Raw genomic sequence first — 12,548 nt, forward strand, 5'->3', positions numbered from 1 at the left:
GCGATCGCCCCAGTCACAGACGGCCCACCACATATCGCTCCTGCGCATCGCTGCGTTCGAGCGCTTCAGAGAGGAAGAACGTATGACAGGCCAGACACGCTCGCGACGAGGGCGGAACGCCCTGCTCGCGACGATCGCGGCGCTGGGGCTCGTGGCGGCTGCGGCGGCTCCCGCCGGGGCGACGCCGACGGGCACCCCGACGCCCACCGCACCGGCGACGAGCACGGCGACGCCGAGCCCGACCCCGACCCCGACCCCGACCGGGACACCGTCGGCGAAGGCGACCTCCACCCCGAAGGCGACCTCCACCCCCACGCCGACCTCCACCGCGACGCCCACGCCGACACCGGCCCCCGCTCCCACCCCCGACCCCTGGGCCGTCAAGCCCTACCTGGGCTGGAGCAGCTACTCGATGCAGGTCTACAGCGGCAACGGCAAGTGGATCACCGCGGACCAGATCATCGCCCAGTCCGACGCCATGAAGGCCAAGTTGAGCAGGGCCGGGTACGACTACATCAACGTCGACTCCGGCTGGAACGACGGCGTCGACGCCAACGGCCGGCCCGTGCCGAGTGCGACGCTGTACCCGCAGGGGCTGAAGAAGGTGATCGACCACGTCCACGCGAACGGCCAGAAGTTCGGCCTCTACTTCATCCCGGGCATCTCGCCCGCGGTCTACCAGGCGGCGTACCCGATCGCGAACGCGCCGGGCTGCACCACGCACGACATCGTCAAGCAGCCGCTGCAGCAGGCCGACTACTGGAAGATCGGCTACCGCCTGGACTTCTCGAACCCGTGCGCGCAGAAGTACATCGACTCCATCGTCGACCAGCTCGCCTCGTGGGGCGTCAACTTCGTCAAGTTCGACAGCGTCACCCCTGGCTCCGGCATCAGCGACCTCTCGCTGGACGCGCGTGACGACGTCGCCGCCTGGTCGAAGGCGCTGAAGGCCAAGGGGATCTGGTTCGAGCTGTCCTGGGCGGTCGACATCAACTACGCCGACACCTGGAAGCAGTACGCGAACGGCTGGCGCGTGGAGTGGGACGTCGAGGCGTACGCGCCGGGCGTGCAGCTCACCCAGTGGAGCAACATCGCGCGCCTGTTCCCGCGTGCCGCCGACTGGTGGCGCTACGCCGGCCCGGGCGGCTGGAACGACTTCGACTCGCTCGACGTCGGCAACGGCACGATGGACGGCCTCACCCAGGACGAGCGCCGCACCGCTACCACGCTGTGGGCGATCTCGGCGGCTCCGATGTACGTCGGCAACGACCTGACCAAGCTCGACCAGTTCGGCGTCGACCTGCTCACCAACAAGGAGGTCGTGGCGGTCGACCAGGCCGGAACGCCTGCCCAGCCGGTGTCGACCTCCACCAACAAGCAGGTCTGGTACGCCCCGAACAAGGACGGCAGCTACACCGTCGCCCTGTTCAACCTCGGCCCGACCGACTCCGACATCACCGCGAACTGGTCGGACATCGGCCTCAGCGGCCCGGCGAAGGTCCGCGACCTGTGGGCCGGCAAGAACCTCGGCACGTTCGACGCGGGCTACACCGGCAAGCTCGTCCCGATCCACGGCGTCCGCCTGCTCCGGGTGACCCCGCAGAGCGGCACGACGGTCGCGCTGAACGACGACGCCCAGCGGGTGACCTACGCGGGCACCTGGACGCGCAACGGCGGCAACGAGGTCGCTGCGACCACCCAGCCGCTCCAGGTCGCGGTCGGCGACTCGTCGACGGGCACCGTGCCGACGCCTCCCGCGTCCGGCCGGATCGTCGCGGTCAACGACAGCGACGCGGGCATCACATACACCGGCAGCTGGGGGCAGAGCGGAGGCCGCGGTCTCGGCGACTACCAGGACGACGTGCACTACACCGAGGGCGACGGCTCGTCGTTCCAGTACACGTTCACCGGCACCGGAATCGACTACGTGACCGAGCTCGACCAGTCCCAGGGCGCCGTGGACGTGTACCTCGACGGCCAGTTCCAGAAGACCGTGGACACGAGCCGGGCCGCCGGGCAGTCGCGGCTTGCGCAGCAGGTGGTGTGGAGCGCCAGCGGCCTCCCGAACGGTTCGCACACCCTGCGGGTGGTCAAGAAGTCGGGCCAGTTCATGCTGCTCGACAAGCTGGACGTCACGCTGGCGAGCCTGCTCGACCCCGACACCGCGGTGTTCGACAAGGCGAAGCCCGCCGACGTCGCCGTGACCCTGCAGCGCGACGGCAGCGAGCTCGCCGGCATCGTGCGCGACGGCACGGCGCTCAAGCGCGGCACGGACTACACCGTCTCGGGGACGACCGTGACCATCGCCTCGGCGTACCTCGCGGGCATCGCGGACGGTACCGTCTCGCTCGGCTTCCAGTTCCGCGGGGACGCGCACGACGACATCCACGCGACGACGGCGGACGGGGACACGGTCGGCCTGACCTTCACCGGCAGCGGCGTCTCGTGGATCGGACCGACCGCGCCCGACCAGGGCAAAGCCGAGGTCTTCATCGACGGGAAGCTCGCCAAGACGGTCGACACGCACTCGGACAGCCGCCGCACCGGACAGAAGCTGTACAGCGTGAGCGGCCTGCGGTCCGGGCAGCACACCATCCTGGTGAAGAAAGTGTCGGGGGACATCCTCCGCAACGACGTCTTCCAATACACCGCCAAATGATCATCTGAGGAGTCCCATGCCCCACGTCGCCCGATCCGTCCCCGTCGGCCTGCCCGCCGACTCCCGCGATCGGAGCGACCCCGTGTCGCCCGGCGAGGGCCACGTCCGCCTCGGCGCGGACGCCCTCGCCGGGCGCACCGAGGGGATGCCGCGATGACCGGCGCCCCGTACCCCGCCGTGCTCGGCGCCGAACCCCTGCCGACGCCCGACGACTACGACGACTTCTGGGCGGACGCCCTCGACAGCGCTCGCCGGCACAGCGTCGCACCCCGGGCGGTCCGCGTGGAGACCCTGCTGACGACGATCGACGTCTACGACTTCTCGTTCTCCGGCTCCCGGGGACGCACCGTCACGGGCTGGCTGCGGCTCCCCCGTCACCGCGAAGGCGCCGTTCCCGCGGTCGTCCACGCCAACGGCTACGGCGCCGGGCGGCTCTCCCCGTTCGACGACCTGACCTGGTCGGCCGCCGGCTACGCGCACCTCGTGGTGAACATCCACGGCCAGGGCGGCGGCAGCACCGGCCACCTCCTCGACGGCATCGAGGACCCCCGGCGCTACTACTACCGGGACGTCCTCGTGGACGCGGCGCGCGCGGTGGACGCCGTGCGCGAGCTCGACAGTGTCGACGCGTCGCGCGTGGCGATGATCGGGAACAGCCAGGGCGGCGGGATCGCGCTCGGCGCCGGGGCGCTCGCCCAGGGGCTGGTCGCGGTGCTCGCGCAGGCCCCGTTCCTGACCGACGCGCCGACCGCCCTCCGACGCGCCGCGCAGGGGCCGTGGACGGAGCTGCGCGGCTACCTGACCGAGCATCCCGAACGCTCGGACGCGGTCGCACGCACGCTCGCCTACGTCGACGGCGTCACCTCGGCGCGGCACGCGACCGCTCCCGGCTGGATCTCCGACGGGCTGGACGACGACATCTGCCCGCCCGAGACGGCACGCACCGCGGTCGCCGCGTACGCGGCCCCCGTGCTGTTCCGCGAGTGGCCGGGCGCCGGTCACGAGGCCGGCGGAAGCGGGGACGTGGAGGCCGCGCTGCGGGCCCTGCGGCAGCGGTTCGCGATCGGCTGAGCCGTCCCCTGCTCCTCTCTTAAACGACTCCGGCCCGGCCCCGACATCGTCGGGACCGGGCCGGAGCTCGTCAGGCTACTTCTTGCTCTTGTCGTACGCCGTCTGCAGCGTGCTCAGGTAGTCCTTGAGCCCGAGCCCGTTGAAGCCCGCGACGTACGAGTTCCAGTCGGTGTCGAGGTTCTTGGAGCCCGTGATGAAAGCCAGCGCGTTCTGCGTCACGTAGTTGTCGATGTTCGTCTGCTCGGTGGCGACCTGCGTCGCCTTCGCCGCGTCCGGCCACACCTTCCACGTCGGGTAGACCGCGCTCGTGTCCTCGTGGCCCTTGTACAGCTGGGTGGCCTGGAAGAGCCGGCGCTCGTATCCCGAGGGGTCGTAGATGTCGGTCGGCTCGACCTGGGCGCCGCGGAAGGCCTCGTTCTGGTTGTAGGTCGAGAGCGCGCCCCACTGGACGGCGTTGGCGGCGTCCTGCGAGAGCTGGAGGTTCTTGAACAGCGGCTTGTCGGCCGGGTCGAGCGCCTGGTCGCCTGCGGCGGGCTTGGACCAGCCCTGGCCCTCCGGACCGAAGTTGCCGTCGAGCTGACCCTCGTTGGTGAACAGGTAGTCCACCATCTTGATCGCGGCCACCTGGTCGTTCTTCGACGCCTTGTTGGTCAGCAGGAACGTCGCGCCGGGCGTGCTGCCGAAGGCGTACGTCGCGAAGTTGGCGCCGTCCGGTCCGGTGAGCGGCGGCACCGCGTCGTACTGCTTGTCACGGCCGTCCTTGGCGCCCGGGCTGACGAAGATGTACGGGTGCAGGGCGCTCGCGCTGCCCAGCAGCACCGAGCCGGAGTTGTTGCCCTCCTGCGCCAGCGCGGCCGGGTTCTGCGTGAAGGCGCCCTTGTCGATCAGGCCGGCGTCCCACAGCGACTTGATGTACTTGAGGCCCTGGCGCCAGCCGTCCTTATTCGCCTGGATGTCGACCTTGCCCTTGTTGAGCACGGTCGTCGACTGGATGCCCTTGTCCGGGTTCTGCGGGTCGTAGATGAACGCGTTCATGAAGAACGGGATCAGCGTGTCGTGCGAGTCGCCGCTGAGCGGGATCTCGTCCGCCTTGCCGTCGCCGTTCGGGTCGCCGTTCTTGAACGCCGTGAGGACCTTGGTCATGTCGGCCGTGGTCTTCGGCATCTGGAGGTTCAGCTTCTTGAGCCAGTCCGTGTTGATCCAGAGCTTCGACGGGTACTGGATGTGCAGCGTCTCGGCGAGCTGGGGCAGGCCGTAGATCTTCCCGTCCGGCGAGGTCACCATCGCCTTGTAGTCCGGGTTGGTGTCGATGACCTTCTGGATGTCGGGCGCGTACTGCTTGATCAGATCGTTCAGCGGCAGCGCGACGCCCTGCTGGGCGAGCTTCTCGACATCCACCGGGTTGAACTGGTCCACCCACGGGATGAGGAGGAACATGTCCGGGTAGTCGCCGCTGGCCATCAGGATCTGGCGCTTCTCGGGTGCGACCGAGGAGTCCTGCGTCGTGGTCTGCCACGAGAACTTGATGTTGAACTTCTTCTCGAGCTGCTTGGTGAACGCGTTCGTGGCGAGATCCTGTCCGGTGCCCTGCTGAGCGAACACCGAGATGTTCGCGGTGCCGCCGATCTTGTCGTCGGCGTTCGTCGGCGCGCTGGTGCAGGCCGTGATCGCCAGCAGTGCGAGACCGCTCGCCGCCGCGGTGAGCGTGCGGACGAGGCGGCGCCGACGGCGGGCGTGACTGTCGGTGATGAGTGGCATGTGTCTTTCCTCCTTTGGAAATGCAGTGCGTAGGTGGTGCAAGTGGTGGGTCTGGGGGGATCGAGGGACGGGCGGGTGCGCCCGGGTCAGCCCTTGACGGATCCGATGAGCACGCCCTTGTTGAAGTAGCGCGCGACGAACGGGTAGATGACCAGGACCGGGACGCTCGTGATGACGATGAGCGAGTACTTCAGCAGGTTGACCAGCTCCTGGTTCTGCGCCTGGGCGGCCAGATCGTTGGTGCCGCCGTTGGTGGCGTTCAGCACGAGGATGTTGCGGAGCACGAGTTGCAGCGGGAACAGGTCCGAGCTCTTCAGGTAGAGCAGGGCGTCGAAGAAGCCGTTCCACTGGCCGATCGCGTACATGAGCGCGATCACGGCGATGAGCGGCTTCGACAGCGGGAGCACGACGCTCCACAGGAACCGCAGGTCGCTGGAGCCGTCGAGCGACGCGGCCTCCACCAGCTCCTCCGGGATCGCCGACTTGAAGAAGGTGCGGGCGATGATGACCTGCCAGACCGCGATGGCCTGCGGCAGGAGCAGCGCCCAGCGGGTGTCGAGCATCCCGAGGTTCTGGACGACCATGTACGTCGGGATCAGGCCGCCGCTGAACAGCATCGTGAACAGCAGCAGCGCCATGATCACGTTGCGCCCCATGAACGTGCGGCGGGAGAGCGGCCAGGCGATGCAGACGGTCAGCGTCGTGCTGATGAGGGTGCCCGCGACCATGTAGAACAGCGAGTTCGCGTAGCCCAGGAGCACCTGCGGGTCGGCCAGCACGGTCTGGTAGCCCTTGAGCGTGAAGTCGACCGGCCAGAGCAGCACCCGCCCCGCCGTCACGGCCTGGGGCGACGAGAAGGAGCTCGCCAGGATGAACAGCAGCGGAAGGAGGACGACCAGCACCGCGAGCGTCAGGCCGAGGTAGATGACGACCAGGAGCGCGCGGTCCGATGCGGACTCCCGGATGCGGCGGGTCTTCTTGGACACAGCCGCGGGGCGGGTGCGGCGGCGCACGCGCGAGCTCTCGATGGTTACCACAGTCCACTCCCACTGATTCGCTTCGCCACCCAGTTCACGATGAGCAGAAGCACGAGGTTGATGACGGAGTTGAAGAGGCCGACGGCGGTCGCCGTGCCGAAGTCCGCGTTGAGGATGCCCAGCTTGTAGACGTACGTCGCGATGATCTCGGACTGGCCGAGGTTCAGCGGGTTCTGCAGGAGGAAGACCTTCTCGAACCCGATCGACATGATGTTGCCGACGCTGAGGATGAGGACGATCATCGCCGTGGGCATGATGCCGGGGATGTCGACGTGCCAGATCTTGCGGAGCCGGGAAGCGCCGTCCACCTTCGCCGCCTCGTACAGCGCCGGGTCGATGCCGGACAGGGCCGCCATGTAGATCACGGCGGAGTACCCGGCGGTCTGCCAGACGTCCGACCAGACGTAGATGTGCCGGAAGTAGTCCGGGTCGCCCAGGAAGTCGGGCGACTGGACTCCGAAGAAGCCGAACACCTGGCTCAGGACGCCGAGCCGCGGGGCCATGATGAGGATCAGCATCGACACCACGACGACGGTCGAGATGAAGTACGGCGCGTAGGTGACCATCTGGACGGTCTTCTGGAACCACCGGTGCCGCACCTCGTTGAGCGCGAGCGCCAGGATGAGCGGGATGGGGAAGCTCGCCAGGATCGCGTAGCCGGACAGCAGCAGCGTGTTCTGGATGAGCGTCGGGAACACCGGGTTCTGGATCATCGTGGCGAAGTTGGTGAAGCCGGACCACGGGCTCCCCCAGACGCCGAGCACCGGGCTGTAGTCCTTGAACGCGATGATCGCGTTGGAGATCGGCACGTACTTGAAGATCACGAAGTACGCGAGCGGCAGGACCGTGAGCAGGTAGAGCTGCCAGTGCCGGCGCAGGGCGACCTTCCAGCGCTGCGCGAGGGTCAGCCGGTTGCGCGGCACCCGCCGCGGCGTCGCCGCGTCGGGGACGCGAGCGGCCGGCGGCGCCGGGGCCACGGGCGGCGCGCTCGTCATGAGGCCGCATCCTTCGTCATCGAAGACTCCCAACAAGAGATGATCTGATTCCGCGCCCCAGGCCGGAAAGAGCGGTCGGGAGCGGGTGGTCTATAGCAAAACCTATTTCTTTGCCGCTGTCAATAATCTCGATGATTCGCGACACCGTCCGATGCCCGGACTTTCGCGGATCGTTGAAACACAGCGATGTTTGGCATTGAGAGTTACAACACGTTGGAAATAAGATCGACGAAACGACCGCCACACAGATCAGGTGCACGATGAGCTTGAGCACGTCAGAACACACGGCACGCCGCCCCGTCCTGGGCACGCCGGCGTCCGCCGACATCTTCACGCGCATCATCACGCACGGCCCGGTCAGCAGACTCGACATCGGACGGCTCACCGGCCTGTCGCAGGCGAAGGTCACCAAGACGGTCAGCCCGCTCATCGCCGACGGCTTCGTCACGGTCGGCGAGCATGCGGAGCACGCCTTCCCCGGCCGGCCTGTGCGCCCGCTGAGCGTGGTCCCGCGCTCGATGATCGCGGTCGGGGTCAAGGTGAACGCCGACGAGATCTTCGCCGTCTCGGTCAGCCTGGGCAACGAGGTGATCGGCTCCACCCGCCGCCGGCTCACGAGCCACGAACCCGACGCCACGATCACGGCCATCGTGAAGTCGGTGAGGACGCTCATCGACCAGCTCGGCGACGACGCCCGGTTCCTCACCGGCGTGGGCGTCTCGGTCTCCGGCGACATCGACAACACGGACGGCGTCGTCCGCGACTCCCCGCTGCTCGGCTGGACCCACATCCCCCTCGGCGACCGGCTCTCGGAGCGGCTGGGACTCCCGGTCATCGTCGAGAACGACGTGCGCGCGCTCGCCAAGTCGGAGCAGTGGTTCGGCGTCGGAACGGACGCGGACTCCTTCGCGATCATCACGATCGGCGCGGGCATCGGCTGCGGCATCTACGTGAACGACGACGTCGTCGTCGGCGCCCACGGGGTCGCCGGCGAGATCGGCCACCTCCCCCTCGGCCCGTCCGACGCCGTCTGCGTCTGCGGCCGCCACGGCTGCGTCGAGGCGGTCGCCTCCTCCCACGCGATCCGAGACGCGGTCCGCCAGGGCCACGACGACCCCACCCTCACCCTCCCCGACGCGATCCGCCTCGCCCACGAGGGCGACCCCATCGCGGTCGAGGCCTTCGAACGAGCCGGCACGGCGATCGGCGCAGCGGTGGCCACCACGGTCAACCTCTTCGGCCCGGAGGTGGTGGTGATCGCCGGCGAGGGCGTCATGGACTACGACCTCTACGAACGCCGCTTCCGCGAAGAGTTCCTCGCCCACGTGTTCGGCACGGCGGCGAACTGCCGCCTGATCGTGCGCCGCCACACGTTCGTCGACTGGGCGCGCGGGGCCGCGGTGGCGGCCCTGCGGGAGGCGATCAGCGTGGCGCCGGGTGGGGTTGGGGAGTAGAGGGCATCACCCGTCGTCGCCGCGTCGCCCGTCGGCGGCGCGGTGTTCCGCCTCCACGGCTCGGTGGATATTGCCGTGGATGTGGTCGGCCCCGATGAGTCCGATGACCCCGTCCTTCTCCAGGACCGCCCGCGGCCCGGGCTTGAGCCGGGTGAATCGGAGGTCGACGCCGGCGTCCCGGGTCAGAGTGACGACGTCGGCCACGGTGGCCGCGCCTTGGGCGTCGATGAAGTTGACGCCGCCGCAGTCGAGGACGATCCCGGTCAGGTTCGGGTTGGCCTGGATGACGTCGCGCAGGTGGTCCTCCAGAGCGTCCGCTGTGGCGAAGAACAGGCCGCCGTCGAACCGGACCACCGCCACGTCGGGGAGGATCTCATCGCCGGGGTTGCTGTCGACCTCCCGGAACACCTGGGTGCCCCGTTCACGCCCCAGGGACGGTATCTGCGGATGGGTGGCCACGGAGACCAGCCACAGCAGGGAAAGCCCGATCCCGATGATCACGCCGGCGAGCACACCGAAGACCAGCGTGGCGAGGAGGGCGACGAGCGCGATCCAGAAGTCGACCTTCTTGACCCGGAAGAGCCTCCGCATCTCCGGGACGTCCATCATGCCGCTGACCACGGCTTCGATGATCAGCGCTCCGAGGACCGCCTTGGGGAGGATCGAGAACAGCGGCGCCAGGATCAGCAAGGTGAGCAGCACCGTGACGCCCGAGGTGAGCGAGGCCAGCCCGGTCCGGGCGCCGGAGCGGTCGTTCAGCGAGCTAGCCGACAGACTCGTGGAGACGGGCATCCCCTGGAAGAGCCCGGCTCCGATGTTCGCGGCCGACTGGGCGACCGACTCCTGGTTGATGTCGATCCGGTAGCCGTGTTTGGCCGCGAACGTGCGCGCGTCGCCCGCGGTCTGGGAGAAGCCGATCATCACCAGCGCCACAGCCGCCAGGGCGACCGTGCCCGCGTGGTCCCACAGCAGTTGACCGCTCGGGAGTTGCGGCAGCGGCAGGCCCCGCGGCACCTCCCCCACCACCGCGACGCCCTTCGCCTCGAGGCCGAACAACGCCGAAGCCAGGAGGCCGCCCACCACGAGCACCAGCGCGCCGGGGACCCGCGGGGCGATCGCGCGGAGCCCGAAGACGACCACGAGCGAGATGATCCCGACCAGCACCGTCGTCCCGTGCGCGTCCTTCACCGTCCCGAACCACGACCACAGCTCCTGGATCGGGTTGGCGCCACTGGTCTCGGTCCCCGTGAGTTTCGGCAGCTCCCCGATCACGACGTCGATCGCGGCACCGAAGAGGAAGCCGGTGACCACGGCCCGCGAGAGGAACTGCGCGATCCAGCCCATCCGGAAGACAGCGAGCAGCAGGAACAGGATGCCCGAGGCGAGAGTGATTCCGGCCACGAACGAGGCGACGTCCTGCTCCCCGGCGATTCCCGCCGCGAGCACGGCGCTGGCCGCCACCGCCGCGAGGCCGGAGCTCGGACCCATCGAGATCTGCCTGCTGGTGCCGAAGACCGCGTAGAGGATCGCGCCGGCCGCCGCCGCGTAGAGGCCGTTCTGCAACGGGACCCCCGCGATTCCGGCGTACCCCAGATTCTTCGGGACGATGAGCGCGGCGACGGTGACGCCCGCGATCACGTCACCGCGCAGCCACGCGCGCCGGTAGGAGCGGAGCTGGCCGACGATCGGGACCAGGCCCGGACGGTCACCCCGAGTCCTAGGCATGCGCTCGTATTACCGCACTGTCGAGTCCACGGACAAGGCCTCGGACAGGCGTGCCTTGCCAATCGGTCGCACCGTGAGGATCATCGCTCCTGGAGGGCCGGGATCATGGACCGCGTCACAGAGACATACTTCGCAGCGTTCGACCTCATCGTCGACGGAGACGATATCTACGCACGACCCAACGTGCCGGACGGCCAACGGATCGTCGAGCTGGAAGGTCACATCGCCGACGATCTCGCCGCGGCGACTCGGGCGGAGAACCATCTGCGCCGCTGTCTGCGGCTGTGCGACGGCTACCGCGAGCTCGTGCACCACGACATCGAAGTGCCCGAGGTGCTCGACACCGTCTGGAGGACCGCCCTCGTCTCCTACGCCGAAGCGTTCGCCACCGACGACGGCGCGGGAACCCGGCTCTCGGACGAACTCACGGCGACACTCGGCCCGGCCTCGCCCGCGCACACGGCACTGCTCCTCCAGAATGACCAGTATCTTCGCGCGCACTACGGGGCCGACAGCACGAAGACGTTCGCCGTCGTCGCCGACGCGCCACGGCATGCCCGAGAGGTGCTCGCGGTCGGCGCCGTCGAGATGCCGTTCGGACGGTCCCACGCAGTGGACGTGCGGACGCTCGAACTCCTCGCCGCTCGCGCTCTCGCCATCGCCGAGAACCGGCGCCGGACGAGCGAGCACCGCGTCGCCGTCGAAGTCGCCGACGACCCCGTCGACACCGTGTGCGAGATGAACGAACTTCGGTTCACCCTCGGCTGAGTCCCGCCGCCTTCAGGCCGCCGCGTCGAGCGCCTTGGCACTAGCCAACGAGTGGAGCGCGAGTCACACTGTGCTCACGCAGCACTTCCGGCGCAGCGGGCGCACGAGTGCCGCCAGCCACAGGGGAGGTCGGATTGTGACGATGAAGACCGCGGTGAAACACGAACCGCATGCCGATGACAGCTCACCGGTTCCGTATCTGCGGATAGGCCAGCTGATCTCACTCGTTCACTGGGACCGGGTCGCGGGCGACTGGAAATACACGACGCTGCTGGTCGAGTACGCCGGCCGGGACGACCAGCACTGGAACGTCGTCACCCACGGTCAGAACATGACGCTCGACCGGGACGAATGGTCGATCTTCAACTAGCCGGCTTCAGCCCCCCGACGAGCGCCATACGGATGGCCTCGAGGTCGGTGAAGAAGTCGACATTGTCGTCCCCCCACATCCGGTTCACCCGCATCCCGTCCAGAAGGTACTTCAACAGCCGCAGTGCGGTATCCGGGTCGGCGAACTCGCGCTCGAGCACCGGCCGGAGCGCCTCGAGGTTGCGGGCGTTGCGTGAGGTGAACCACTCGTGCGCGGGATGGGTCGGGTCGAGCGCCTCGGCCTGGAGGGCATCGAAGACGCGCACGTCGTCCCGTCGCTCGGCGTAGTAGGCCGCGGCGGCCTCGATCAGCTCGGCCAGCGAACGCGCTTCGGTCGCGTCGCCTGCGATCGCCGCGATGTCGGCCTCGTCGCGATGCTCCAGCACGGCTGTGAGCAGCGAGTCCATGTCGGGGAAGTAGTGCATCAGACCGGGGGCGCTCATCCCGCATCGCCGCGCGATCTCGCGAAGGCTGAGCCCCCGATAGCCCTCCTCGGCGATGACTCCGTGCGCGATGGAGACGATCTCGGCGCGTCGCGCCTCGGGTGTGAGTCTGCGTGCCATCGTGCCTCCCTCGTCCGGATCGGGATTTTGCGTCTCCTCACCGTATCGCGTATAGTCCCGCTATCTTACAGCTGTTAGATAACGGGGTTCGACATCTCGTCTCGACAGCCACCACCCACCGCACGGGACATCGCCGTCCCGAGCTCTCA

At 68.5% G+C, this 12,548-nt stretch carries 11 protein-coding genes; 6 read left to right on the forward strand and 5 right to left on the reverse strand.

Going from position 1 to position 12,548, the window contains the following annotated elements; all coding sequences use genetic code 11:
• Positions 1 to 82: 82 nt before the first annotated feature.
• From F1C12_RS12360 to F1C12_RS12370, 3 genes are read left to right on the forward strand one after another with little or no spacing between them, the layout of a single operon-like run.
• Positions 83 to 2,659 carry a X2-like carbohydrate binding domain-containing protein gene (locus F1C12_RS12360; protein WP_185275299.1) on the forward strand — a complete coding sequence of 859 codons (2,577 nt, stop codon included), beginning with the start codon at positions 83 to 85 and terminating at the stop codon, positions 2,657 to 2,659.
• 16 nt (positions 2,660 to 2,675) lie between these two features.
• Entirely contained in the window at positions 2,676 to 2,816 is a 141-nt protein-coding gene (locus tag F1C12_RS12365) for a hypothetical protein (RefSeq protein WP_185275300.1), read from the forward strand.
• Positions 2,813 to 3,730, forward strand: coding sequence for an acetylxylan esterase (locus F1C12_RS12370; protein ID WP_185275301.1), 918 nt, complete (start codon positions 2,813 to 2,815; stop codon positions 3,728 to 3,730). Before F1C12_RS12365 ends, F1C12_RS12370 begins: the two co-directional genes overlap by 4 nt.
• Before the next feature lie 75 nt (positions 3,731 to 3,805).
• Here the strand turns inward: F1C12_RS12370 and F1C12_RS12375 are convergent, their stop codons facing one another.
• From F1C12_RS12375 to F1C12_RS12385, 3 genes are all read right to left on the reverse strand, one after another.
• Positions 3,806 to 5,488, reverse strand: coding sequence for an ABC transporter substrate-binding protein (locus F1C12_RS12375; protein WP_258045875.1), 1,683 nt, complete (start codon positions 5,486 to 5,488; stop codon positions 3,806 to 3,808).
• A gap of 86 nt (positions 5,489 to 5,574) precedes the next feature.
• A complete protein-coding gene (locus tag F1C12_RS12380; protein WP_185275302.1) occupies positions 5,575 to 6,525 on the reverse strand; it encodes a carbohydrate ABC transporter permease in 951 nt (316 codons plus the stop codon).
• On the reverse strand, positions 6,519 to 7,520 hold the full coding sequence (locus F1C12_RS12385; protein WP_258045876.1) for an ABC transporter permease: 1,002 nt from the start codon (positions 7,518 to 7,520) through the stop codon (positions 6,519 to 6,521). Before F1C12_RS12385 ends, F1C12_RS12380 begins: the two co-directional genes overlap by 7 nt.
• A gap of 266 nt (positions 7,521 to 7,786) precedes the next feature.
• Here F1C12_RS12385 and F1C12_RS12390 point away from each other — a divergent pair, with 266 nt between their 5' ends.
• Positions 7,787 to 8,974, forward strand: coding sequence for an ROK family protein (locus F1C12_RS12390; RefSeq protein WP_258045877.1), 1,188 nt, complete (start codon positions 7,787 to 7,789; stop codon positions 8,972 to 8,974).
• A gap of 6 nt (positions 8,975 to 8,980) precedes the next feature.
• Here F1C12_RS12390 and F1C12_RS12395 read toward each other — a convergent pair whose 3' ends face one another.
• Positions 8,981 to 10,699 carry a SulP family inorganic anion transporter gene (locus tag F1C12_RS12395; protein WP_185275304.1) on the reverse strand — a complete coding sequence of 573 codons (1,719 nt, stop codon included), beginning with the start codon at positions 10,697 to 10,699 and terminating at the stop codon, positions 8,981 to 8,983.
• A gap of 105 nt (positions 10,700 to 10,804) precedes the next feature.
• Here F1C12_RS12395 and F1C12_RS12400 point away from each other — a divergent pair, with 105 nt between their 5' ends.
• Both F1C12_RS12400 and F1C12_RS12405 read left to right on the forward strand, forming a co-directional pair.
• Entirely contained in the window at positions 10,805 to 11,467 is a 663-nt protein-coding gene (locus F1C12_RS12400; protein ID WP_185275305.1) for a hypothetical protein, read from the forward strand.
• Between the two features lie 142 nt (positions 11,468 to 11,609).
• The gene (locus tag F1C12_RS12405) at positions 11,610 to 11,837 is read left to right on the forward strand and encodes a hypothetical protein (protein ID WP_185278943.1); all 228 of its coding nucleotides are present in this window, start codon (positions 11,610 to 11,612) and stop codon (positions 11,835 to 11,837) included.
• On the opposite strand, the gene F1C12_RS12410 is transcribed toward F1C12_RS12405, so the two are convergent.
• Positions 11,830 to 12,399: a TetR/AcrR family transcriptional regulator gene (locus F1C12_RS12410; protein WP_185275306.1), complete on the reverse strand. Its 570-nt coding sequence runs from the start codon at positions 12,397 to 12,399 to the stop codon at positions 11,830 to 11,832. The genes F1C12_RS12405 and F1C12_RS12410 overlap by 8 nt on opposite strands.
• Positions 12,400 to 12,548: the final 149 nt, after the last annotated feature.

The organism is Leifsonia shinshuensis (assembly GCF_014217625.1).
In the GTDB taxonomy this organism is placed as follows: Bacteria; Actinomycetota; Actinomycetes; order Actinomycetales; family Microbacteriaceae; genus Leifsonia; species Leifsonia shinshuensis_A.